The 25,549-nt window shown below is 40.7% G+C and carries 23 protein-coding genes; 8 read left to right on the top strand and 15 right to left on the bottom strand.

All coding sequences use genetic code 11. The features are described 5' to 3' along the window. From purD to rsmD, 11 genes are all read right to left on the bottom strand, one after another. On the bottom strand, positions 1-1,284 hold the full coding sequence (purD, locus tag I6E69_RS05855) for a phosphoribosylamine--glycine ligase (RefSeq protein WP_138489712.1): 1,284 nt from the start codon (positions 1,282-1,284) through the stop codon (positions 1-3). Positions 1,285-1,299: 15 nt separating this feature from the next. Continuing rightward, a complete protein-coding gene (locus I6E69_RS05850) occupies positions 1,300-2,121 on the bottom strand; it encodes a class I SAM-dependent methyltransferase (protein ID WP_039488246.1) in 822 nt (273 codons plus the stop codon). A 106-nt stretch (positions 2,122-2,227) separates the two neighbouring features. Continuing rightward, positions 2,228-3,814, bottom strand: coding sequence for a bifunctional phosphoribosylaminoimidazolecarboxamide formyltransferase/IMP cyclohydrolase (gene purH / locus I6E69_RS05845; RefSeq protein WP_024603688.1), 1,587 nt, complete (start codon positions 3,812-3,814; stop codon positions 2,228-2,230). 325 nt (positions 3,815-4,139) lie between these two features. Then, on the bottom strand, positions 4,140-4,430 hold the full coding sequence (fis, locus tag I6E69_RS05840; protein WP_002957804.1) for a DNA-binding transcriptional regulator Fis: 291 nt from the start codon (positions 4,428-4,430) through the stop codon (positions 4,140-4,142). Positions 4,431-4,449: 19 nt separating this feature from the next. Next, entirely contained in the window at positions 4,450-5,421 is a 972-nt protein-coding gene (gene dusB / locus I6E69_RS05835; RefSeq protein WP_024603689.1) for a tRNA dihydrouridine synthase DusB, read from the bottom strand. A gap of 282 nt (positions 5,422-5,703) precedes the next feature. Continuing rightward, entirely contained in the window at positions 5,704-6,585 is an 882-nt protein-coding gene (prmA, locus tag I6E69_RS05830) for a 50S ribosomal protein L11 methyltransferase (RefSeq protein ID WP_002957801.1), read from the bottom strand. A 67-nt stretch (positions 6,586-6,652) separates the two neighbouring features. Further along, a complete protein-coding gene (rpoD, locus tag I6E69_RS05825; protein WP_002957800.1) occupies positions 6,653-8,503 on the bottom strand; it encodes an RNA polymerase sigma factor RpoD in 1,851 nt (616 codons plus the stop codon). Between the two features lie 390 nt (positions 8,504-8,893). Continuing rightward, a complete protein-coding gene (dnaG, locus tag I6E69_RS05820; protein ID WP_165744708.1) occupies positions 8,894-10,645 on the bottom strand; it encodes a DNA primase in 1,752 nt (583 codons plus the stop codon). A 244-nt stretch (positions 10,646-10,889) separates the two neighbouring features. After that, positions 10,890-11,336: a GatB/YqeY domain-containing protein gene (locus I6E69_RS05815; RefSeq protein ID WP_007376027.1), complete on the bottom strand. Its 447-nt coding sequence runs from the start codon at positions 11,334-11,336 to the stop codon at positions 10,890-10,892. A gap of 19 nt (positions 11,337-11,355) precedes the next feature. After that, positions 11,356-11,571, bottom strand: coding sequence for a 30S ribosomal protein S21 (gene rpsU / locus I6E69_RS05810; RefSeq protein ID WP_002957797.1), 216 nt, complete (start codon positions 11,569-11,571; stop codon positions 11,356-11,358). 145 nt (positions 11,572-11,716) lie between these two features. Next, a complete protein-coding gene (rsmD, locus tag I6E69_RS05805) occupies positions 11,717-12,322 on the bottom strand; it encodes a 16S rRNA (guanine(966)-N(2))-methyltransferase RsmD (RefSeq protein WP_197120809.1) in 606 nt (201 codons plus the stop codon). Positions 12,323-12,529: 207 nt separating this feature from the next. On the opposite strand from rsmD, the gene ftsY reads away from it, so the two are divergent. From ftsY to rpoH, 4 genes are all read left to right on the top strand, one after another. After that, complete coding sequence (gene ftsY, locus I6E69_RS05800; RefSeq protein ID WP_197120808.1) at positions 12,530-14,590, top strand: signal recognition particle-docking protein FtsY; 2,061 nt, start codon at positions 12,530-12,532, stop codon at positions 14,588-14,590. An 87-nt stretch (positions 14,591-14,677) separates the two neighbouring features. Continuing rightward, positions 14,678-15,355 (top strand): cell division ATP-binding protein FtsE, encoded by a 678-nt coding sequence (ftsE, locus tag I6E69_RS05795; RefSeq protein WP_002957793.1) that lies wholly within the window; start codon positions 14,678-14,680, stop codon positions 15,353-15,355. Then, on the top strand, positions 15,352-16,338 hold the full coding sequence (gene ftsX / locus I6E69_RS05790; RefSeq protein WP_002957792.1) for a permease-like cell division protein FtsX: 987 nt from the start codon (positions 15,352-15,354) through the stop codon (positions 16,336-16,338). The genes ftsE and ftsX overlap by 4 nt, the downstream gene beginning before the upstream one ends. A gap of 314 nt (positions 16,339-16,652) precedes the next feature. Then, positions 16,653-17,516, top strand: coding sequence for an RNA polymerase sigma factor RpoH (gene rpoH / locus I6E69_RS05785; protein WP_002957791.1), 864 nt, complete (start codon positions 16,653-16,655; stop codon positions 17,514-17,516). 344 nt (positions 17,517-17,860) lie between these two features. Here the strand turns inward: rpoH and I6E69_RS05780 are convergent, their stop codons facing one another. The 4 genes from I6E69_RS05780 to gpmM are packed head-to-tail and all read right to left on the bottom strand — an operon-like array spanning position 17,861 to position 22,659. Then, the gene (locus tag I6E69_RS05780) at positions 17,861-18,622 is read right to left on the bottom strand and encodes a divergent polysaccharide deacetylase family protein (RefSeq protein WP_197120807.1); all 762 of its coding nucleotides are present in this window, start codon (positions 18,620-18,622) and stop codon (positions 17,861-17,863) included. A 49-nt stretch (positions 18,623-18,671) separates the two neighbouring features. After that, positions 18,672-19,937, bottom strand: coding sequence for a S41 family peptidase (locus tag I6E69_RS05775; RefSeq protein WP_149603267.1), 1,266 nt, complete (start codon positions 19,935-19,937; stop codon positions 18,672-18,674). Between the two features lie 34 nt (positions 19,938-19,971). After that, on the bottom strand, positions 19,972-21,111 hold the full coding sequence (locus I6E69_RS05770; protein ID WP_197120806.1) for a murein hydrolase activator EnvC: 1,140 nt from the start codon (positions 21,109-21,111) through the stop codon (positions 19,972-19,974). 3 nt (positions 21,112-21,114) lie between these two features. Then, positions 21,115-22,659, bottom strand: a complete 1,545-nt coding sequence (gene gpmM / locus I6E69_RS05765; protein ID WP_002957786.1) for a 2,3-bisphosphoglycerate-independent phosphoglycerate mutase — start codon at positions 22,657-22,659, stop codon at positions 21,115-21,117. A gap of 603 nt (positions 22,660-23,262) precedes the next feature. On the opposite strand from gpmM, the gene I6E69_RS05760 reads away from it, so the two are divergent. From I6E69_RS05760 to gpsA, 4 genes are read left to right on the top strand one after another with little or no spacing between them, the layout of a single operon-like run. Continuing rightward, a complete protein-coding gene (locus I6E69_RS05760) occupies positions 23,263-23,694 on the top strand; it encodes a rhodanese-like domain-containing protein (RefSeq protein WP_002957784.1) in 432 nt (143 codons plus the stop codon). Between the two features lie 31 nt (positions 23,695-23,725). Continuing rightward, positions 23,726-23,983, top strand: coding sequence for a glutaredoxin 3 (gene grxC / locus I6E69_RS05755; RefSeq protein WP_002957783.1), 258 nt, complete (start codon positions 23,726-23,728; stop codon positions 23,981-23,983). A 34-nt stretch (positions 23,984-24,017) separates the two neighbouring features. After that, positions 24,018-24,503 carry a protein-export chaperone SecB gene (gene secB / locus I6E69_RS05750; RefSeq protein ID WP_002957782.1) on the top strand — a complete coding sequence of 162 codons (486 nt, stop codon included), beginning with the start codon at positions 24,018-24,020 and terminating at the stop codon, positions 24,501-24,503. A 3-nt stretch (positions 24,504-24,506) separates the two neighbouring features. Beyond that, the gene (gene gpsA, locus I6E69_RS05745) at positions 24,507-25,514 is read left to right on the top strand and encodes an NAD(P)H-dependent glycerol-3-phosphate dehydrogenase (RefSeq protein WP_024597561.1); all 1,008 of its coding nucleotides are present in this window, start codon (positions 24,507-24,509) and stop codon (positions 25,512-25,514) included. Positions 25,515-25,549: the final 35 nt, after the last annotated feature.

Genomic DNA, 25,549 nt, shown 5'->3' with positions numbered 1-25,549 from the left:
CTATTGCTCGCGTGCAATAGCACGGTAAGCTATATCTGTACGATATTCCATACCATCCCAGCTAATTTGTTTAACAAGCTCATAGGCGCGTTGCTGCGCTTGCGTAACAGTGTTACCAAGTGCTGTTGCGCATAATACGCGACCGCCTGCGGTTACAACGTCATTGCCACTTTGTTTAGTACCCGCATGAAACACTTTTTCACCTGCAGGGTAATCCACTTTTAGCCCCGAAATAGCGTCACCTTTAGGGTAATCACCAGGGTAGCCTTTAGCGGCAAGTACAACACCAACGGCTGCGCGTGGGTCAAACTCAATTGTTGTTTTATCAAGTTCTACACGGTTAGCAGCTTCAATCAATTCAACCAAATCTGATTGCAAACGTAGCATCATTGGTTGAGTTTCAGGGTCGCCAAAGCGACAGTTATACTCAATTACTTTAGGGGTACCTGTTTCGTCAATCATTAAACCTGCATATAAAAAGCCGGTGTACGGATGGCCTTCGCTTGCCATGCCTTCTACCGTAGGGTAGATCACTTCGTTCATAATACGCTGGTGGATTTCATCAGTAACAACTGGCGCAGGTGAGTATGCACCCATGCCACCCGTGTTAGGACCCGCATCGCCATTGTAAGCGCGTTTATGATCTTGGCTTGTTGCAAATGGTAATACGTTTTTACCATCAACCATTACGATGAAAGACGCTTCTTCACCGTCTAAAAACTCTTCAATAACAACACGACTTCCCGCATCGCCAAAAGCATTACCCGCAAGCATATCGCGAATAGCTTCTTCGGCATCGGCCTCCGTCATGGCTACAATTACGCCTTTACCCGCAGCCAAACCATCTGCTTTTACAACAATTGGCGCGCCTTTCTCTTTTAAATAAGCAAGGGCAGGCTCAATCTGTTCAAACGTTTGGTAGTCGCCCGTAGGGATTTTATGACGTGCTAAAAAGTCTTTAGTAAACGATTTCGAACCTTCAAGCTGAGCTGCGCCCGCCGTTGGTCCAAAAATAGCCATGTTATGTTCACGAAACTTATCAACAACACCCAGTACTAACGGTATTTCTGGACCTACAATAGTAAGCTCTACCTTATTTTGCTGTGCAAAACTAAGTAAACCATCTAAGTCGTCAACGTTTATTGCTACGTTTTCAAGTTTTGGTTCAAGTGCAGTACCTGCATTACCAGGGGCTACAAATACAGTATTTACTTTGGTGTTTTGAGCGGCTTTAAACGCAAGTGCGTGTTCGCGGCCGCCGCTGCCAATGACTAAAACATTCATGGCGAAAATTCCTATTTAAAGCGGTTTCTTAAATTTCAGCGTCATGCGGTCGCTTTCACCAATGGCTTTATATTTGTCAGCATCTTGTTCGCCGAGTCTTAAGCTTGGTGGTAGCGTCCATACACCTTTAGGGTGATCGGCTGTATCTTTTGGATTTGCATTTATTTCACTGCTTGCTACTAATTCAAACCCGGCTTGTTTAGCAAGGTCTACTACGTAGCTCTGCTTCATATAACCTGATGTTTTTTGATCTTCATCAGCACGCTCTTCAGCTAAACGGTGTTCAACTAAACCTAATGTACCGCCTGGTTTAAGGGCTTTATAAAAAGCTTGGAATGCACTTAATGCACCGCTTTTATCTTTGCCCATATACCAGTTATGTACATTACGAAATGTTAAAACCATATCGGCACTGCCAGCTGGCGCAATATCTAAATGTGTTACAGGTGCAAACTCAGTAATTTTAACGCTACTAAAGCGCTCATCTTCAGCTACTTTTTGTTTAAAGCCTGCAAGAGAGCGTTGGTAGTAGCCAACTGATGAATCAGCAGGAAAGTGCGCGGCATAATAAGTGCCTTGCTCTTTTAATGCTGGCGCTAAAATTTCACTATACCAACCACCACCGGGTGCAATTTCAACAACTGTCATGGTTGGTTTAAAGCCAAAAAATGCAAGTGTTTGAGCTGGATGACGATATTCATCACGAGCGCTGTTTTTAGCATTGCGTTCGCTTGATTGAAGTGCATGTTCAAGGCTTGATTCGTGGTTATGGCTAAGCGCCATAGTCGATGTCATTGTTAGTGTGGCTACAAGTAGCGATTTTAGCGCAAATTTCATTGTTTGTTCCTTCACATTATAATTTTAAATAGGTTATTGAATAATCAGAATACGTGAATTTATAGCAAACAAAAAGGGTTAAACCAACGTTTAACCCTTTGTGTGATTAGTGGCGGAAATGGCGCATACCAGTTAGTACCATTGCCATGCCAGCTTCATCAGCAGCTGCAATCACTTCTTCATCACGCATTGAGCCTCCAGGCTGAATTACCGCAGTAATGCCAGCGGCTGCTGCTGCGTCAATGCCATCACGGAATGGGAAGAATGCGTCAGACGCCATAACTGAACCTTTAACTTCAAGGTTTTCGTCGGCGGCTTTTATACCTGCAATTTTAGCTGAGTATACGCGACTCATTTGGCCTGCGCCCACACCAATGGTCATACCGTCACGGGCATAAACAATTGCGTTTGATTTAACAAACTTAGCTACTTTCCAGCAAAACAGTAAATCTTTAAGTTCTTGCTCAGAAGGCTGGCGCTTAGAAACAACTTTTAAGTCGCCTTGCGTTACCATGCCTAAGTCGCGGTCTTGAACTAAAATACCGCCGTTAACGCGTTTAATATCTTGGCCTGCGGCTTTACCTGTCCACTGTCCACACTCTAATAGGCGCACGTTCTTTTTAGCTTCAACAATTTTTGCAGCGTCGCTCGAAATACTAGGTGCAATAATTACTTCAACAAACTGACGGTCAACAATTGCTTGTGCAGTTGCTGCATCTAGCTCTCGGTTAAAGGCAATAATGCCACCAAATGCTGATGTAGGGTCTGTTTTAAAAGCGCGCTCGTATGCTTGTAGAATATTGTCCCCAATTGAAACACCACACGGATTAGCATGTTTTACAATTACGCACGCAGGTACGTCAAATTCTTTAACACATTCAAGTGCTGCATCGGTATCTGCAATGTTGTTAAACGAAAGGGCCTTACCTTGCAATTGAGTTGCTGTTGCAACTGATGCTTCAGCAATGTCATTTTCAACATAAAAAGCAGCATCTTGATGTGAGTTTTCACCGTAACGCATATCTTGCTTTTTAGTGAACTGCATATTGATAGTACGTGGGAATTTAGTCTCTACAGCAGCTTCCTCGGTGTAATCAGGCACCATTTTACCGAAGTAGTTAGCAATCATGCCATCGTATTGTGCAGTGTGCTCGTAGGCGGCAATCGCTAAATCAAAACGTGTTTTGTACGTTGTTGAACCATTGTTGTTTTGCATTTCGCTAATAACACGGTCGTAGTCGCTCGCGTTTACCACGATTGTTACATCTTTGTGGTTTTTAGCTGCTGCACGAACCATTGTAGGGCCGCCAATATCAATGTTTTCAATGGCATCTTCAAGGCTGCAGTTTTCTTGAGCGACTGTATTCGCAAAGGGGTATAAGTTAACTACAACTATGTCGATAGCAGAAATGTTGTTATCTGCCATTACGCTTTCATCTTGTCCGCGACGGGCTAATATGCCGCCGTGAATTTTTGGGTGAAGAGTTTTTACGCGACCATCCATGATTTCAGGGTGGCCTGTGTGATCTGATACTTCAGTCACTTTTATGGCGTTATCAGCAAGTAGTTTACATGTGCCGCCAGTTGATAAAATATCAACGCCTTGCGCTTCAAGTGCGCGGGCAAATTCAACAATACCGGTTTTATCAGACACACTTAATAGTGCGCGACGAATGGGACGATGAGTATCCATTGTAGTTTGATTTCCTCAGTTAATGAGCTAGCTTAGAAGCGGGCATTTTAACTGATTACTACTCAAAAAACGACTTATAAAGGCTCAATAAGCGTGAGCATTTTGCAATTTAGTTAATAAACTGTAGGCATAAAAAAAGCACCCTAAGGTGCTTTTTTTGCATAATACCAGTTGTATTGGATTAGTAAGTAGTAATAACAATAGAAAAACAAGTCTATAACAAGGCAAAAATTTTGCAGTGTAGTTATTCTACATAAAAAACTTTTGACGACGTTATCGGCTTGTTTAGCTCGTTAGAATACTTACGCTTTCAATATAATTGGTATTAGTTCATGCCGTATTTTTTAAGCTTTTTACGTAAAGTACCACGGTTGATACCTAGTAAAATTGCTGCACGAGTTTGGTTACCACGTGTATATGTCATTACTTCTTCAAGTAATGGCGCTTCTAGCTCTGAAAGAACAAGGTCGTAAACGTCTTGCACATCTTGACCGTTAAGCTGCTTTAAATAGTGGTGAACAGCTTTTTTTACTGCATCACGCAATGGCTGCGGTTTCTCGTGTGACTGAACATGAGGGTTAGTGATAAATGGAGAAGTCACGTTTTGTTCGAACATTATTAAGTCTCTTTCTTTCTTAGTTAGCTGCTAGTGTTTTAAAGTATTGCTCTAATGCGACGACCTGTGCCTGTGGGTTGTCGAGCGCATTAAATACTCGCCTAAACTGACCATCACTGTCATGGGTTTGCAAATACCAAGATACATGTTTGCGAGCAATTCGCGCTCCCATTGGCTCACCGTAAAACATATGGAGGTTTGTTAAATGCTCCATTAATATACTGCGCACCTCTGCAATAGCAGGTGGCTGTAAATGTTCCCCAGTTCGCAAATAGTGGTCTATCTCCCTAAATATCCAAGGGCGACCTTGGGCGGCTCGGCCAATCATAATGGCATCTGCACCCGTATAGTCTAAAACCTGTTTTGCTTTTTCTGGTGATGTAATATCACCATTGGCAACAACAGGAATCGACACTGAACGTTTTATATCCCTAATCGTGGCGTACTCAGCATCACCTTTGTACATACATGCACGCGTACGCCCATGTACAGCAAGTGATGCAATGCCATAACGTTCAGCTATTCTCGCAATCTCTACACCATTACGGTTATCCGGATCCCATCCTGTACGGATTTTAAGTGTCACAGGTATATCAACAGCATTAACGACTGCATCAATAATCTCTTCCACAAGTTCAGGAAACTGTAATAAGGCAGAGCCTGCGAGTTTCTTGTTCACTTTTTTTGCTGGGCACCCCATATTGATATCTATGATCTGTGCACCATTAGCAACATTGAATTGTGCGGCCTGCGCCATAAGCTCAGGATCTGCTCCTGCAATTTGCACCGCGCGTATACCCGACTCACCGCTGTGATCCATACGGTTCATCGACTTTTCTGTTTTCCAAACCTTAGGATTTGACGATAGCATTTCAGACACAGCTAAGCCCGCACCTAAGCGTCGACAAAGTTGTCTAAATGGTCTGTCTGTAATGCCTGCCATTGGCGCGACAATTACATTATTCTCAAGTTGGTATTTACCGATACGCACTATATTCAATAGGCCTCTTTTCAAGGGGCGCTAAGTTTACGGTTTTTTTCACAAAAATCAAAGGCTATAAATTGAACAAAAGTAACTTTTTTTTGCCCTTTTCGTATTGACATTTGATAACCACATGACAAGTAGGTTGATTTGTTTGAAATTCATACAGATTTTATTTTTTACAAGATAACTAGAAAATTTTTTGATATGTAAAAAAATAGTAAAGCCTGTTAAATACAGGCTTTACATGCATGTTTTGAGTTAATGCTCTAGATTTGATTGTTCGATTTATTACGCTTTTTTAGTGCCACTTACTCGAGTCCAATCACCTTCAACGGCAATGTCATCTAGTTCAATAAACGGTGCATAAATGTCAGCAACCGATTGCGCTTGTTCTTCTAAAATACCTGACATGGCAATTTTACCACCTGGCTTTAATAACCCTAAAATCACACTATGTAATTCGCGAAGTGGCTGGGCTAAAATATTGGCCACTACTATATCTGCACTAAACTCAGGTTGGTTTTCTGGAAGGTATACTTCGAGTTTGTCTGCAACACCATTTCGGTTCGCGTTATCAAGGCTAGCTTCAAGCGCTTGAGGGTCAATATCTATCCCAATCATACGCTCTGCACCTAGTTTTATAGCTGCAATACCTAAAATGCCTGAACCACAACCAAAATCAACAACCGTTTTACCCGTCAGATCTTGGCTTTCTAACCATTTAAGGCACAAGGCCGTTGTTGCATGTGTGCCCGTGCCAAAAGCAAGGCCAGGGTCTAGCAATACATTTACAGCATCAGGGTCAGGAATATCGCGCCAGCTTGGGCAAATCCATAGTTTTTCGCCAAATTGAATAGGGTGGAAGTTATCCATCCATTCACGTTCCCAGTCTTTATCTTCAAGTTGCTCGATTTTGTATACTAAATTGTCTTTTAGCTCATCATGGCGCTTTAATAACGCAACGACTGCGTTCATATCATGATTAGCTTCGAACAAGCCAATAACCGTGGTATCAGCCCAGAACACAACGGTGCCAATTTTAGGCTCGTAGATAGGGGTGTCTTTTGCGTCAATAAAGGTTACTGAAGCGCTACCCGCTTCCATTAATAGATCGCTTACGGCATCAGCTGTTGCAGCATTGGCATTAATACGAATTTGGATCCAAGCCATGGTTATTTCCTTCAAATAGAAAAAAGGCCGCTATAGCGGCCTTTTTAGTTTATATAGTAGCGCTAAATTATTTAGCGTCTAAAAAGCTTTTCAGTAAATCTGAGCGAGAAGGGTGGCGTAATTTACGCAGCGCTTTCGCTTCTATTTGACGAATACGTTCACGTGTTACGTCAAACTGTTTACCTACTTCTTCTAAGGTGTGGTCGGTATTCATATCAATACCAAAACGCATACGTAGTACTTTAGCTTCACGAGCTGTTAAGCCTGCAAGTACATCGTTAGTTGCGCCACGAAGAGATTCCATTGTTGCCGAATCGATTGGCGAATCAATAGTTGTATCTTCGATAAAGTCACCTAAGTGAGAATCTTCATCATCACCGATTGGTGTTTCCATTGAAATTGGCTCTTTAGCAATCTTAAGTACCTTACGGATTTTATCCTCAGGCATCATCATGCGTTCTGCTAATTCTTCTGGATTTGGCTCACGACCCATTTCTTGTAACATTTGACGAGAGATACGGTTAAGTTTATTAATCGTTTCAATCATATGTACAGGAATACGGATTGTTCTTGCTTGGTCAGCAATAGAGCGTGTGATTGCTTGACGTATCCACCACGTAGCATAAGTAGAGAACTTATAACCACGGCGATATTCAAACTTATCAACCGCTTTCATCAGACCAATGTTACCTTCTTGGATTAAATCTAAGAATTGTAAGCCACGGTTTGTGTATTTTTTAGCAATTGAGATTACAAGACGTAAGTTAGCTTCAACCATTTCTTTTTTCGCACGGCGTGCTTTCGCTTCACCTATGCTCATTCGACGGTTGATGTCTTTAATACGCTCAATGCTTAAACCTGTTGTTTGTTCAATAACAGATAATTTATTAATGCTACGAATGATTTCTGGCTTAACTTCTTCAAGTTTAGCTGAATACTTTTCGTTACCTGAAATTTCTAAATCAACCCAAGAAGCGTCAGTTTCGTTATTAGCAAAATGCTTAACGAATGTTTTCTTTGGTAATTTAGCAATTTGAACAGCTTGCTTCATGATTAGGCGTTCTTGAACACGAACACGATCCATCATTTCACGCATGTTATTTACCATGCGGTCAAACTGTTTAGGTATTAATTTAAATGTTCTGAAAAGCTCACCAATTTCAAAAATGGCTGCTTGTGATTCAGGATGCGAACGACCTTTAGCTTCAAACGTATCACGTGCTTTATTATATAAATCACGTAAATTTTCAAAATGAATACGAGCTTCTTCAGGATCTGGTCCTGTGTCTATCTCTTCTTCATCTTCATCATCGCTATCAGCATCATCTTTGTCATCTTTATCGTCGTCCTCAAGTTGCTTAGCACTTAATTCTGAACCGATGTTAGTTGCTGAAATTGGCGCTGTATCTTCATTAGGATCGATAAAGCCAACGATAATATCGCTTAAACGCATTTCTTCAGCTTCAAACTTATCCCACTGCTCTAGTAGGTAAGTGATTGCTTCAGGGTACTCTGCAACAGAAATCTGTACTTGATTAATGCCTTCTTCAATACGTTTAGCGATTACAATTTCGCCTTCACGTGTAAGAAGTTCAACAGTACCCATTTCACGCATGTACATGCGAACTGGATCCGTTGTACGGCCGATTTCTTTTTCTACAGTCGCAAGGGCTGCTGCGGCAGCTTCAGCTGCGTCTTCGTCTGTCGTTGTTTCTTGCATCATTAATTCATCAGCATCAGGCGCGTTTTCGCTAACCTTGATACCCATGTCATTAATCATGCTTATGATATCTTCTACTTGATCTGAGTCTATAATGTCTTGTGGAAGGTGATCATTTACTTCTGCAAAAGTTAAGTAGCCTTGCTCTTTACCTTTCTGAATCAGAAGTTTTAATTGTGACTGAGGAGTTGGATCCATAGAGATTGTTTCTTCCACTCTGATAAGTTGATACAACAGGCGCCATCATGTAGTTTGCATTAAAGCTAACTAGAATAATGTGACGCAGTGAATAGCACAGTATAACAGTTTAAATCAATTTTGACTAGGGTCTGTTGGCCTTTCAGGATTAAAGTTTGTTCTATCCAAGGGTGGTTTAATCGCGGCGCGAGGTTTGTAACCTAGTGGGCTAAGTAAAAACCGAGCAACAAAGAGTAAACCTCCCTTGGGTCGAACCCAAAGGGCAGCGAGTGTTTGGCATTTATGCTGCGTTATCGCCTATTTATGTGGAATAACCACACTACATAGGCTATGTCTTGTCTAAATACCAAACACACTGCTGTAAACTTAACCTCGAAAGATAAACAGACCCTAACTGTTAGTCGCTTTTAACGCTGTCATTAACAAATGACACTCAAGCCTTTCATCGCTACTAAGGCCTTGCGTCTTGTCCTTTATTAATAGGGTCTCGAGTCGATAATTTAAACACTGATCTTCAATAAACTTGAAAGTATTTTTAAAAACCGTCTCTAAACGTTCTTCATTTATCTCATGTTGCCACGTTGCAAGCTTGATTAATGGCTCGTAATCTTCAGTTCCTCGAAAAAACTCGAGCAGTTGCGCTGTGGTCACATTTTCTTTTTCTAAAGCTTGTTCTTGTAATCGTAATAACAGCCCTATGCCAGCAATGTTCATTTGTGCAAGCTCAGGTAAATACGGCACACTTTTAGCTAAATTAGGGTGCTGGATCAATATACCGATAGCTTGGCGCATAGGTGTTATTTTAAATTTACGTTCAATAGAGTGTTGCTGTTTAGGCGTTTTTAAACGGCTATTCAACTGCTCACGCGTTCTGCCAATTAAGCGTCCTAATTGTTCAAGAATGTTTTCTTGATAAAACTCACTTGGAATTTTTTCAATTAGTGGAAGTGCTGCACTAAGAAGTTTAGCTTTTCCTGAATCGAGTGTTAAATCAACTTCTTGGCTTAATTTATTAAACAATACTTTGGTAAAGTCATCTGCTTGGCTTAGGCGCAATTCGAATTGCTCCTTACCTTCTTTTTGTACAAGCGAGTCAGGGTCTTCGCCATCTGGTAAAAATGCAAATTGTAGTGCTTTACCATCGTTTAAATAAGGGAGTGCATTTTCAAGTGCCCGCCAAGCAGCATCACGGCCAGCCCTGTCGCCATCGTAACAACAGATTACTTTATCAGTAGTTCTAAATAAAGTGTGCATGTGCTCGCTTGTTGTTGCTGTCCCCAGTGATGCAACTGCATATTCAATCCCTTGTTCAGCTAAGGCAACAACATCCATATAACCTTCAACAATCATTACATGATCAAGTTTTTTATGGGCTTGCTTTGCTTCGTAAAGTCCATAAAGCTCAAAGCCTTTATGGAAAATTCGGGTTTCTGGCGAGTTTAGATATTTTGGCCCTTGGTCGGCTTGCATTACACGCCCACCAAATGCAATAACGCGTCCGCGTTTATCGCGAATAGGGAACATTAGGCGATCGCGGAAAAAATCAAATTGTCTGCCTGGTGTTTTTTCTGAAGCTAGCTTTAGCTCAACCAATTGCTCTTTTTGTTCTTTATTACGACCAAGCTGTAGGCATAGCCCATCCCATTCACTGGGAGCGTAGCCAATCATAAATTTTTTAACAGTTTCACCGCTTAAACCACGGCCTTTAACATACTCAATAACAGCAGCAGAATTACTATGGTGTTTTAATTGGTGCTGATAAAAGCGAGCAGTATGAAGCATTAAGTCGTAATCGGAGCGCTTTTGCGCAGCCGTACGTTCTGGTGCTGAATTTGCGCCTTGTTCTCGAGGTACTTCTAAATTAAGCATGCTGGCTATTTCTTCAATAGCATCTACAAACTCTAGCTTTTCGTACTCCATTACAAACGAAATAGCATTACCATTAGCGCCACACCCAAAGCAGTGATAAAACTGTTTGTCTTGCGATACAGTAAATGAGGGAGATTTTTCGTTATGAAATGGGCAGCAAGCTTGATAATCCTTACCTGCTTTTTTTAGACCTACTTTTGAGTCTATCAGGTCGACAATATCGGTTCTGGCAAGTAAATCGTCTATAAAGTTACGTGGGATCTTTCCGGCCATTAGTAAAATACAGTCCTGAAATAATAAGAAGAAGAACGAATATGAAATTTACTTTTTTATACTTGCTTGATGCAAAATATAGTGTGCTTTAACTTACCAAAATGACAGCGAAATAAATAGGGAAGCTATAAAAAATTTCATTTTAAAGTAACCTAATCGGTGTACTTTTTATTAAAGTTAAAAACAAAGAAACCGAGCGCTAGGCTCGGTTTACTTCAATCATACTTTAATGTATGTGGGAGTATTAGGCAGTTAATCTTTGCTTAATTAAACCAGAAATCTTACCCATATCGGCTCGACCTTCAGCTTTGCTTTTGATTATACCCATTACTTTACCCATGTCTTGCATACCTGCTGCATTAGTATCAGCAATAGCCGCGTCAATGAGAGCAATTATTTCTTCTTCACTCAATTGTTGAGGTAAAAAAGTTTCAAGCGCTACTATTTCATTGGCTTCAATATCAGCTAAATCATCACGCCCAGCATCTTTGTACTGAGTGTAAGAGTCACGACGTTGTTTAACAAGCTTCACTATAACGGAGGTAATACCTGCGTCGTCTAGCGTTATTTGCTCGTCAATTTCACGTTGCTTGATTGCAGCAAGTACCATACGAATAGGGTTAAGACGTTGCTTGTCTTTAGCTCTCATCGCATCTTTTTGCGCATCTTTTAGCGTTATTAAAAGGCTCATTTATACAAGACCTAATATATTAGTATAATTTAACGCGACGAGCGTTATCACGAGAAAGTTTTTTCATGTGACGTTTAACTGCAGCAGCTTTTTTACGCTTACGCTCAGCTGTTGGTTTTTCATAGTGCTCGCGACGACGAACTTCTGAAAGGATTCCTGCTTTTTCACATGAACGCTTGAAGCGACGAAGTGCTACGTCAAACGGTTCGTTCTCTCTTACTTTAATTACTGGCATTAAAAATTCACCTACCTAAATTATGAGCGTTGCTCAAGTTGATCAAATATTGATCAAGTGGTTCAAAAATGGTGCGGTATTGTAATCCGAAGCAACACCACATGTAAAGGACAATATTAACAGAAACACATTACGTTAAACAGTATTAATTTGCTTGTCGCTGGTACAGTTGGCAAAGTACTTGTCCCGCCTTTTTTTCTTTAATTAACAACCAGTTGCTTGATGTTTCTAAGGCGGCTAGCTCTGCCTCTACTTCAACATAAATTAATGCGTCGTTGCTTAACCATTGGTTTTTTTCTAATAAATCGCAGGTTGTTTGCGCTAAATCTTTACGAAATGGTGGGTCAACAAATACAAGATTAAAGGCTTCGTTTGTGTTTTTTTGCTCTAAAAAGGAGAGCGAATTGGTATGTTTAACGTATGCGTTGTCGAGCTTTAAAGTGCTAATATTTTGTTCTAATTGCTTAGCAGCTAATGAGTCGAGCTCGATAAATGTAGCGCTTTTAGCAAATCGAGATAGTGCTTCAAATCCCAATCCACCAGAACCGGCAAAACAATCAAGTACATTTGCGTCACGCGTATCCTGCATTAGCCAATTAAATACAGTTTCTTTAATTCGATCGGTAGTAGGTCTCAAGCCTTCTACGTTTTTAACAGGGAGTTTACGGCCTCGAAACTGACCACTAATCACTCTAATAAAGCCATCACTGGGCTTGTTAGTAGCTTTATTTTGCGTTGTTTTTTTTCTCATTTAGCTCACTAAAAAATGGTATATGGTATCTAGCTCAGATAATATTATGGGCGATTACGTGTAGCTTCATTTTTCAACCGCATTAAAAGTGTTACTATTGAACACTTACGTTTTGAATGGTTGTATTTATTAGCAACTATTGCTGGGCATTGCCAAGCTATTTCAAATTTTAGTTTATCAGATTTTTATAAGTGGTTATTAGCAAGTATGACAAAAAAAAGTAAATTCATGTCGTGGCTCGGTTTTGGCAAGTCAGATAAAAAAGAAGCAGAGCAAAAAGCAGCAGCTGATAAACAACAAGTATTAGCGCAAGAAGAGGCGCAGAAGCTAGAGCAAGAAAAACTAGCGCAGCAAGCTGAAGCTGAACGGTTAAAAGCAGAGGCTGAAACAGAGCGCTTAGAGCAAGAGCGTATCGCTGCTGAAAAAATTGAAGCAACACGTTTAGAGCAAGAAAAACTAGCGCAAGAGCAAGCTGAACGGTTAAAAGCAGAGGCTGAAACAGATCGTTTAGAACAAGAACGCCAGCGTGCTGAAAACGCGGAAAAGATTGCCATTGAGCAGGCCAATGCTGAATTGCTTGCAAAACAGCAAGCAGATGCCGAGGCGCAAAGACAAGAACATGCGCAACGTTTAGCCGATCAAGAAAAAGAGATGCGCTTAGAGCAAGAACGATTAGCGGCAGAAAAAGTAGAGGCTGAGCGACTAGAGCAAATACGCCTTGAAAAACAAGATGAGGCAATCAAAGCCGAAAAGCTTGCAATAGAGCAAGCGAATGCTGAGTTATTAGCAAAAGAACAAGCGGATGCTGAAGCTCAAAGGCAAGAGCAAGCGAAGCGCTTAGCAGAACAAGAAGCGCAGATGCTTTTAGAGCAAGAACGCATTGCGGCTGAAAAAGCAGAAAATGAGCGCTTAGAGCAAGTGCGTATTGCAGCTGAAAAAGCAGAAAATGAGCGCTTAGAGCAAGAACGCCTTGTTGCTGAAAAAGCAGAGAATGAACGATTAGAGCAAGAACGCCTTGTAGCTGAAAAAGCAGAGAATGAACGATTAGAGCAAGAACGTATTGCAGCTGAAAAAGCAGAGAATGAACGTTTAGAGCAAGAACGCCTTGTTGCTGAAAAAGCAGAGAATGAACGTTTAGAGCAAGAACGCCTTGCAGCTGAAAAAGCAGAGAATGAACGATTAGAGCAAGAACGCCTTGCAGCTGAAAAAGCAGAGAATGAACGTTTAGAGCAAGAACGTATTGCAGCTGAAGAAGCAGAAAATGAACGTTTAGAACAAGAACGTATCACAGCAGAACTTGCAATTGAAGAAGCTAAAAAAGCCGAAAAGCCAAAAAAAGAAGGGTTTTTCTCTCGTCTTAAAAAAGGCTTGTTAAAGACTCGCGTTAATATAGGTTCTGGTTTTGCGTCTATTTTTAGTGGAAAAAAAATAGACGACGAATTATTTGAAGATCTTGAAACTCAATTACTCACCGCCGATTTAGGCGTTGATACCACCATGAAGTTGATTGATCGTTTAACTGATGCAGCGAACCGTAAACAGTTAAAAGATGGTGATGCGCTTTATGAGTTAATGAAACAAGAAATGGCTGCGATGCTTAAAACGGCAGAACAGCCTTTAGTCATAAGCGAAGATAAAAAGCCGTTTGTTATTTTAATGGTAGGCGTAAATGGTGTTGGTAAAACAACGACTATTGGTAAAATGGCTAAGCAATTTCAAAACGAAGGTAAGTCGGTTATGCTGGCTGCTGGTGATACGTTTAGAGCGGCAGCTGTTGAGCAGCTTCAGGTTTGGGGTGAACGTAACAGCATTCCCGTTATTGCACAGCATACAGGTGCAGATAGTGCATCAGTTGTGTTTGATGCATTCCAAGCGGCTAAAGCACGTAATGTAGATGTGTTAATTGCTGATACAGCTGGGCGCTTGCAAAATAAAGATAACTTAATGCAAGAGCTTGAAAAGATAGCTCGTGTAATGAAAAAGATTGATCCTGATGCGCCGCACGAGGTGATGCTAACTATCGATGCAGGCACAGGGCAAAATGCAATTAGCCAAGTAAACCTGTTTAATCAATGTGTTGGTTTAACTGGTATTACGCTTTCAAAACTTGATGGAACTGCAAAGGGTGGTGTAATTTTTGCAGTTGCAGATAAGTTTAATATTCCAATTCGTTACATTGGTGTTGGTGAAGGTATTGATGATTTACGCGCTTTTAAAAGCGATGACTTTATTGATGCGTTATTTAGCCAAGATGAGGACGACGTTTAATTTACCAAAAAAGGGAGCTAGCTCCCTTTTTAATTGCGAGGAATACTAATTTCATTAATGTGTTAATGGAGTTGGCATAATAAAAAGATGATAAATTTTCAGCAAGTAAGTAAGACCTATCCTGGAGGGCACCGCGCCCTCGAAAAAGTTAATTTTCATATTAAACCGGGTGAACTTGCCTTTTTAACTGGCCACAGTGGTGCGGGTAAAAGTACGTTGCTTAAGTTAATTAGCTTAATGGAACGTCCTTCAGCAGGTAGTGTATTTATCAACGGTGTTGATTTAAACAAAGTAAACTCGCGTCAAATTCCTTATGCTCGTCGTGATATAGGTATTATTTTTCAAAACCATAGGTTATTAGAGCGCTATACTATTTTTGATAATGTGGCATTACCTCTCATTATTGAGGGGACTCACCATAAGCAAATAGCTAAACGGGTTCATGGTGCGCTTGACAAGGTAGGCCTAATTGACAAAGTGAAATGTCATCCTTCAATGCTCTCTGGAGGCGAACAACAACGTGTTGGTATTGCCAGAGCTATTGTAAACTCCCCACCAATTTTACTAGCTGATGAACCAACAGGTAATCTTGACCCAGAGCTTTCAATGGAAATACTAAAGTTGTTTGAAGACTTTAATAAACACGGTACCACTGTTCTTATCGCAACGCATGATTTGGGTTTGGTTGCACGTATGAAGTACCGTAGTTTAACCTTAAAAGATGGCCGTATGCTTCAAGACCCGCTTGCTGAGGGGGCACTATGAGTTTACTTTTTAAAGGTCGCCAAAATAGTAACGACAAGCAAAAAAAATCAGTATTAGCTGGCGGTTACTTTTTTATTATTAATATTTTTCGCCAAGGTGTGCATAGCTTAGGTGAAATGTGGCGCACGCCGCTTGCGTCTATGATGACTATCGCTGTACTTGGTTTGAGCCTAACGTTACCTGCAACACTTTACTTAGTCGTTAAAAACGTACAGCAAGTAAGTAGTGGTTTTGAAGAAGCGAGTGAAATATCGTTGTTCGTTAAAGAAAGTATGAACGAGCAAGAAACGCAAACATTAGTAAAGCGTTTAGCACTTTACCCAGAAGTGGAAAGTGTTGAGTTTATTTCAAAACAACAGGCATTAACTGAATTTAAAGATGTATCTGGCTTTGGGCAAGCTTTGGAGTATTTAGATAAGAATCCATTACCGGATGTGGTACTCGTTACCCCAACAAAACGTCACAGACACCCAAATGCCGCTAAAGTACTGCTAACTAAATTAGAAAGTGAACGTGAAGTTGATTTTGGTAAGCTCGATATAGCTTGGTTAGAGCGTTTAAATGCATTACTAGATTTACTCAAAGAAAGTGTAATAACCATCGCATTATTACTACTTACCTCAGTGACACTTATTATTGGTAACACCATTCGTTTGTCGATCATGGATAAAAAAGAAGAAATACAAGTAATGAAGCTAGTAGGCGCAACGAACACCTTTATACATGCCCCATTTTTGTGGACCGGTATTTGGTATGGTGTAATAGGTGGTTTGTTTGCCTTTATATGCGTAGGACTGATGATGTGGTGGCTTTCAAGCGCTGTGAGCAGTGTGGCGGGGGTGTATCAAACAAGCTTTTCGTTAATAGGATTATCGCTTAATGAACTCGGCTTTTTAGTGTTACTTGCAACAAGCTTAGGATTTGTAGGCTCGTACCTTTCTGTAAATCGATATATTAAAGAAATAGAACCCGATAAAGTATAAAAAACCCTGCAAACTATAAGTGAACCAACCCAGCTTGATATGCGTATCGTATCGGACTGGGTTGTACCTCCCGTTATTAAAACTGTCATATTTGTGTACTATCCTCCCATAAAGTAATGAGTTGTAAATAAGGTGATGCGGTTAGGTTAATTGGCTGCAATCCCTCAATTCATCACTTATTCAGTCGCTTGTAGTAGACTAAACACATACTAAAAACTGCTTGATTTATACTTTTAAAAAGTTTTAAATTGGGGTTAGCACTCTTAGAGAAAGAGTGCTAAGATAGTTTCAAATGTTTATCACCGAGGTGAAAAATGAGTAAAGATTTATACGCAATGGCACTTACAGTCGGACAACAAAGCGCAAGCATGGACGGTTACCTTCAAGCGGTAAGCACTATTCCTATGCTTAAAGTTGAACAAGAGCAAGAACTTGCTAAAAGACTTCAGGAAGAAGGCGATCTTAGTGCTGCCAAGCAACTCATTATGTCGCATTTACGCTTTGTAGCACATATTGCTAAAAGCTACTCGGGATACGGCTTACCACAAGCTGACCTTATTCAAGAAGGTAATATAGGCCTGATGAAAGCGGTTAAACGTTTTGACCCTACAGTGGGTGTACGTTTAGTGTCGTTTGCAGTGCATTGGATTAAAGCCGAAATTCACGAGTTTGTTCTTAAAAACTGGCGCATAGTTAAAGTTGCAACCACTAAAGCGCAACGTAAATTGTTTTTTAATCTTCGTAAAAACAAAAAACGTTTAGGCTGGTTCAACCAAGCTGAGGTTAGCACTGTTGCTAGCGAGCTAGGTGTGAGTGAAAAAGAAGTACGTGAAATGGAATCGCGCATGAGCGGCCAAGACATGGGCTTTGACCTAACTGGTGACGATAACGACGATGCACCAACAAGTACATACTCTCCAGTACAGTATTTAACAGATGGCGCAGCAGACTTAGCTGACGACGTTGAGCAAGAGCAGTGGAAAGAGCAAGCGCATACTCGTTTATTTAGCGCACTTAAAACACTAGATGAACGTTCACAAGATATTGTTAGCGCACGTTGGTTGTCTGATGATAAAGCAACCCTTCAGGAGCTTGCACAAAAGTACAGTGTATCTGCTGAGCGTGTTCGTCAGCTTGAAAAAACAGCGATGAAAAAGTTACAAAGCGCTATGAGTTAATATTGCTCAAGCAGCAAAATTTAAAAAGCCCTGCATGAAAATGCGGGGCTTTTTGCTTTTGAGTAGGTTGGAGTGAGCGAAGCGAAACCCAACGATAAAATATCTAATCAAGTTATACCGATACTCTGCATTATTAAATGGTTATACCAATCCGCAATAATACTTAATCATTTTGCGGGGCTAAACGTGTCGCTACCTGCGTTAAAAAATTCTCATTTAGATCAAATAAATAGTGAATTTTTTACCTAGCTATCAACACGTTTTTCCGCCCTCAAAATAGACCACTTAATTAAGCGAATTGGTATTAGTTTATTATTCGGATATAGCATTATTTAAAGCTTATATTACCGAGCACTCACTCCTTTTCCCTCAGCATGCGCTAACTGAATGTACTTACGTTCAACTAATTGCGAAACCGGTACGAGTTCAAAACCTTGCTTAGTTAGCTCTGGTAAGGCATGGCGTAAAAATTCGATGGTTTCAGGGTAGGGATGAGCAATTGCAATGGCAAAGCTATGGGAAATGGCTAATTGTTTTAACTCTTCAAGCCTTAGCGGCAGTTGTTCTGGTGTAGTTATGTTGTCTAAAAACACTTGGCGACTAATATTAGCAACACCCAAAAAGTTAGCGGCATTTTGTGCCTGGCTCAAATCGGTTGTGCGACTATCTAAAAAATATAAATGACGCTTTTTAAGTACTTCCATTGTCCACTTCATAGCTTGGCTTTTTTGCGTAAGCGCTGAGCCCATGTGGTTATTAACGCCTTTAACTTGCGGTAAACTAGCGAGAGCTGTTCCAAGAGTTTGCTGAAGCTGCTCTTTATTCATATTTAAAGTAAGCGCACCAGGCCCTAGTTCTTTACCGTTAAGTGCTTGCATAGGTATATGAAGCAATAACTCTTTATTTGATTGACTGGCAAGTGTTGCAAAAATTTGCGAATAAGGGGTATGGGGCAAAATTGAATACGACAATTGCCCAGGTAAGGAAAGGAACTCTAAGTCCCGTTGATGATAGCCTATATCGTCTATCACTATTGCTATTTGCTTGGCGCTAATTGTTGCAGAGCTAAAACAAATAACTAATGTTAGCCATTTTATTATTTTCACGTTTATAGTTTTTATTATCTTTTTAGCTTTGTTTAACAGCTTATACAAGCTATTGCATGCTGAGTAATTGTTTGGCTTTAACCAACTGTAAATCGGTTAGATTACCAGTAAGTAATTGCGCATTATTGTTAGTGTGTTCATTTTTTATTATAACGGCTTTATTACTTTGTGAAAGGTTTGTTTGATTAACCGCCACATCTGGGGTTATTCCTATTCCATCAATCGATTTACCTAACGGTGTGAAGTATTTCGCTGTGGTGAGCTTTAATGCGGTATTGCCATCACCGAGTGGAATGAGTGATTGTACAGAGCCTTTCCCAAAAGATTGGCTGCCAACAATGGTTGCTCGTTTATTATCTTTAAGTGCTGCTGCGAGTATTTCGGCTGCAGAGGCTGAATTTTCGTTTATAAGCACAACTATGGGCGCATTTTTTAGAATGTCTCCACGCTTTGCATAAAATGCTTGGTTAGCATCGTAAAAGCGTCCTTTAGTCGTCACTATAGTGCCACTTTGTAAAAATAGGTCTGATACAGCCACTGCGCTTTGTAATGTCCCCCCTGGGTTATCACGTAAATCAATTACTAAGCCTTTAAGTGGGTAGCCAAAATGGCTTTGCAGGGCGGCAACTTGTAGTGCAACTTCATGTAATGTGTGGTTAGAGAAGTTATTGATAGCTATGTAACCAGTTCCAAAATCTAAACGTTCGCTTGTTACACTTTCGAGGTTTATTTGGCGACGTGTGACATGAAAAGTGAGTGGGTTTTTATTGTTATCGCGATTTACAATTATATCTATATTCGAAAATTCACTGTCTCTTATTAGTGTTGCTACTTCGTCGATAGTACGGTTTTGAGCTGCGTTGTTGTTTACACTTACAATAATATCGCCTGGTAAAATACCTGCCGCTTTTGCGGGCGAATTATTAACCACGTTAACAATAGTCATATTCTCGTCTATGTTTTTAACTTCTATACCAATACCTGTGTAACGACCATTTGTGTTATCAAATAATGAGGCTAATTCATACTCATTTAAGTACTTAGAATAGGAGTCGAGTTTTGAATATAAACGCTCAAACTGCTGGTTGTTATATTTAATATGGTGGCTATTTTGTAAGGTGAGATCTTCAACGTAATAGGTATGAATGTTAAAGAGTATTTCGTCTATTTGTTGTCTTTTAAGATCTTTAATTGAGCTTGCTAGTGCATTACTAGTAAAGGTAATTAGGGTTAGTAATACAAGCAAGTACAGACTTATATAAAAGTCTGCACTTTTTTTATTAACGGTATTTATTGTGTGTTTTTTAGTTGTCATCAGCTGCTCCAGGGCGGTGCAGCGATTTATCTAATTAAATACGTTTGCACCATTTTACAGGATTTACTGCGCGTCCTTTGTGGCGTATTTCAAAGTATAGACTAGAACTTGCCTGTCCGCCGCTTTGGCCTACCAAAGCGAGGGTTTCGCCTTCACGTACCATATCCCCTACATCTCTTAGTAGCGTTTGAGCGTGGCCATATAGGCTCATAAAACCTTCACCATGGTCTACAACAATTACCCACCCATAGCCTTTTAGCCAATCGGCAAATACAACTTGGCCGTTGTGCACGCTATTAATATTAGTACCTTCTTTTGCACCAATTAATACGCCTTTCCAATCAATACCACCATGCTTACGTTGGCCGAATGTGTGCTCTAACTTGCCTTTGCTCGGCCAGTCTAATTTTCCCTTGCTCTTATTTAGGCCAAGTAATTCTATTTTTTGTGTTTTTTCTTTTTCGAGCTCTTTAATCGTTGTTACTAAAGTTTGTTGGTTTTCTTTTAAATAATTTATTGAGCTTTTAGTGCTGTTGAGCTGAGCTTGTAAGTTTTTAAGATTAGCTTGGCGTTCACTTTGTGCATTAAGTAATGCAGTTTGGCGCCTTTTTTGTTCATCAAATAAAAGCTCTAGTTTTTCTTGTGTTTTAACGAGCTCTTCTTGGTTTTGTACTATTTGCTGTTGAAGATCTTTTAGATCTTCGATTTGTTCAATACGGGCTTTATTTAAGTAATTGTAATAGCTAAGTGTGCGCTCAAACTTGGCTGTGTCTTCTTGATTCAACAGCATTTTAGAGTAGTCGTCGCCACCGGCCATATAGGCACTTTTGAGTTGCGCGGCTAAAATTTTCTGAAACTGAGTGTGCTTTTTATCAAGCTCATCGGCTTTACTTTGTAACTCTTTTTGCTGTGTTTTGGTCTCTTTTACGGATTGCTCTGCCATGTTAAGTGCTTTAGCATTTTTAGCTATATCGAGTTCATGGCTTTTTAGATTTTTTTGTAGCGACGCTATTTTTTTTCTTTGGGCGTTATATTCAGCTTGGCTTTGCTCAAGTGCATTTTGAACCTCTGATAAATCTTTTTTAGTACGATCTTCATTAGCAACTGCAGATGCAGCCACTAATGAAGTTAGTATCAAACCGCACTTAATTAACCGGTTAATACGTTTATTCATGTGTTATTTCAACATCATGATAGGCGTACCAGTCATTTCTTTTGGTTGCTCCATACCCATTAAGTGAAGCATTGTTGGGGCTACATCACTTAAGGCTTTACCTTGCATTGGCTCTGCATCGCGACCTACATAAATAAAATGCACCGGTTCGCTAGTGTGGGCAGTATGTGCTTGGCCAGTTTTGAGATCAGCCATTTGCTCAGCATTACCATGATCGGCTGTAATTAGTGCTTCACCACCAAACTCTTCTAGTGCATCAACGACACGTCCGATACAGCTATCTACAGCTTCACAAGCTTTAACAGCGGCTTCAAATACACCTGAGTGACCAACCATATCGCCATTAGGGTAGTTACAAATAATAGCATCGTATTTACCGCTTTTAATTGCTTCTACTAGTTTGTCGGTTAGCATTTCTGAGTTCATTTCAGGTTGTAGGTCGTAGGTTGCTACTTGCGGCGAAGGAATTAGCTCGCGTGTTTCACCTTTAAATTCACTTTCACGTCCGCCACTAAAGAAAAACGTAACGTGTGCGTATTTTTCGGTTTCTGAAATACGAAGCTGTGTTTTATTATTTTTTTCAAACCATTCACCAAGTACGTTTATTAGTGGTGTAGGTCCAAATGCAACAGGTGCGTCTATATCGGCTGCATACTCTGTCATCATTACAAATGCGCTAAGCTCTGGCGTTCTTTTTTTAGTAAAACCATCAAATTCAGGCTCAACAAAAGCGCGGGTAATTTCGCGGGCTCTATCTGCTCTAAAGTTAGCAAAAATAACGGTGTCGCCATCGTTTATTGAAGCCGGAGTGGCACCTGTTGGCGTAATAGTCGTAGCTGCTACAAACTCGTCGTTTTCGTCGCGCTCGTACGCTGCATTAAGTGCTTCAACACCATTATCAAAGTTAAAGTCGCCTTCGGCGAGCGTCATTACGTTGTAAGCTTTTTCTACACGGTTCCAACGGTTGTCTCTGTCCATTGCGTAGTAACGGCCAATAAGTGATGCTAAACGTCCGCACTTAAGTTTACTAAATAACGCTTCAATTCGTTCTATTGATGCTTTTGCGCTACGTGGGGGTGTGTCACGGCCATCTAAAAATGCATGGAAATAGACTTCTTTAGCACCACGTTTTGCCGCCAGCTCAATACTTGCAACTATATGATCTTCATGGCTATGCACACCACCTGGGCTTAAAAGACCCATTATGTGAACCGCTTTACCAGCACTTACTGCTTTGTCTATGTTTTCAACTAAGGCTGGGGTTGAATCAAACTCGCCATCGTTAATTGCCTTGGTGATACGGGTAAAATCTTGATACACAATGCGCCCAGCACCTAAGTTTACATGGCCAACTTCTGAGTTACCCATTTGACCATCAGGAAGACCAACATCTAAACCCGAAGCAGATATTAATGTGTGTGGGCGGGTGGCCCATAAGTTGTCTAATACAGGTGTGTTAGCTGCAAGAATAGCATTACTTTGCGTATCTTCGCGGTGTCCCCAACCGTCTAAAATCATTAATACCAGTGGTTTTTTATGCTCTGTCATAATAGCTCCTGAAAATTAGTATCTGTTGATGGATACTGTGCACCTAAAAAGGTTTATTAGCGTGGTTTTAGCATACCGTGTTTTTAAGCTAGGATCAGCATTGAAAACAAGATATTAAATATTTTTACTTATACCTTATTGACTAACATGAACTCTGCTTGAGATAGATTTATTATCCAGAGTTCTGTTAACTATATATGGGGGGCTTTATCGTTTTTTAAACGTCTCTAAGTGCTCCTAAACTCGCATTTTAGGTTGGTTTGGGTATACTTGCGTGGCTAAAGTACAAAATCCTTAAAATATTAGGGCGTGTTGCACTTTGGTGGTTGAATTTGCAGCAGTATGTTTGGTTTTTAGGCAAGGCAGAGCCTATGAAGTGTGGTTACTCCCCATAAATAGGCGATAACGTAGCATAAATACCAAACATACGCTGCCCGTTGGGTTCTTTCTAGGGACTATTACCTCTTTGTTGCTCGGTTTTTACTTAGCCCACTAGGTTACAAATCTCGCGCCGCGATTTAATCGCCCCTAGATTGAACAAATTTCAATCCACAAAGGCCAACACGCCCTAGGTTTAAAACATAATTTCATAGTGGAAGTAGAATGGATCAATATATTGAATTTATTACAAATCATCCCATTTTAAGCCTTGCTTGGGTTGGTATTGTTTTCCTTATTGTTAGTGGCTGGATAAAAAGTAAGCTTTCAGCTGTTCGTCAAATAAATCCCCAGCAGCTTACGTTACTTATTAACCGTGATGACGGTCAAGTAATCGATATACGTGCGCAAAAAGAGTTTAATGCAGGGCGTATTTCTGGTGCTGAGCACTTAAGCCCAGAGAATGCGAAAAAATCTGACTTTTCAAGCCTTGAAAAGTACAAGACTAAACCCATTATAGTTGTATGTACTACAGGTATGACTGCCCAAGGTACTGCAGCCGCTATGAGTAAAGCTGGTTTTGAACGAGTTTACTTATTAGCAGGTGGCATGGGTGCGTGGCAATCTGCCAGCTTACCAACTACAACAGGTCGCTAATCAGTTTAGCTAGGCCGATAGAGGATTTATTATGAGTAATGTTGTTTTATACACCAAGGCGTATTGTCCATTTTGTCAGCGTGCTCTTTCGCTTTTAAACAGCAAAGGCGTTGAATACACAAATTATGATATTGGTGTGCAGCCTGAGCTACGCGATGAAATGATTGCCAAAGCAGGTGGTGCAAGCACAGTACCGCAAATTTTTATTAATGATGAACATATCGGTGGCTGCGACGACATGATGGCTATTGAAGCGCAAGGTAAACTTGACGCTAAGCTAAACGCTTAATTTAATTATAATAACGAACAAGTTAGGAATAACAATGAACGAAGAAAATCAAAACGTAGCAGCTGCAGAAGCTGGCGCACAATTTACTATTCAACGCATTTACACTAAAGATGTATCGTTTGAAACGCCAAACTCTCCGGCCATCTTTCAAAAAGAATGGACACCAGAAGTTAAGCTAGACCTAGATACACGCTCAAACAAGTTGGACGAAGGTGTATTTGAAGTTGTTTTAGCGCTAACTGTAACTGCATCTATTGGTGAAGAAACTGCGTTCTTATGTGAAATTCAACAGGCAGGTATTTTTACTATTGCTGAAGTTGAAGAAGTGCAACTTGCGCACATGCTAGGTGCATTTTGTCCTAACGTATTATTCCCATATGCACGTGAAGCTGTTTCAAACCTTGTTAATCGTGGTACGTTCCCACAGCTTAACCTTGCGCCAGTTAATTTTGATGCGTTATTTGCACAATACATGCAACAACGTACTGCGCAAGCTGACCAGGCTTCAGCAGACGCATAACTTATGAGTACAGCAACTACAGCTGTTACTGTATTAGGGGCGGGGTCTTACGGCACCGCCCTTGCTATTTGTTTAGCCCGAAATGGTCACCAGGTGACACTTTGGGGAAGAAATAGCGACGACGTTGCCACGCTTGCAGCTGAGCGGAAAAATCAACGTTACTTACCTGATGCTCCTTTCCCAGATACTCTTACTCTTGAAGCTAACTTACAACATGCCGTTGCTAGCAGTGCTATTGTACTTGTTGTTGTGCCAAGCCATGCTTTTGGCGACACGCTTGCGCAGATAAAACCTGCATTGCAAGAGGGTGCTAAAGTAGCGTGGGCAACTAAAGGGCTTGAGCCTAATACTGGACGTTTGTTACAAGAAGTTGCTTTGCAAGAATTGGGTGATGACATTCCACTTGCGGTACTTTCGGGTCCTACGTTTGCAAAAGAAATGGCGATGGGGTCACCTACAGCTATTTCAGTGTCTTCAACGTCACCTGAATTTGCTCAGCAGCTGGCCGATTTACTTCATTGTGGTCGCTCATTCCGTGTGTATAACAATGATGACTTTATTGGTATACAGCTCGGTGGTGCGGTTAAAAATGTAATTGCAATTGGTGCCGGTATTTCGGACGGTGTAGGTTTTGGTGCTAATGCGCGTACCGCGCTCATTACGCGAGGCCTTGCAGAGCTCACTCGTTTAGGTTGTGCTCTGGGTGCTAAGCCAGAAACCTTTATGGGAATGGCAGGCCTTGGTGATTTAATACTAACCTGTACAGATAACCAATCACGTAATCGTCGATTTGGTTTGGCGTTAGGTAAAGGCGAGAGTGTTGATGCTGCTATTGAGTCTATTGGCCAAGTAGTTGAAGGCTTTAGAAACACTAAAGAAGTGTATTTACTAGCGCAGCGTGCTGGCGTAGAAATGCCAATCACTGAGCAAATTTATAAAGTACTTTATGAAAATAAAGACATGAAAGAAGCCGCTATGGCTCTTTTAGGACGAGAACAACGCGCTGAATAAGCGCTTGAGCTAGGCCTTAACTAAAAAACCGACAC

Source organism: Pseudoalteromonas sp. NZS100 (assembly GCF_015864815.1).
GTDB lineage: Bacteria > Pseudomonadota > Gammaproteobacteria > Enterobacterales > Alteromonadaceae > Pseudoalteromonas > Pseudoalteromonas distincta.
This window is presented reverse-complemented; position numbering and strand designations above follow the sequence as displayed.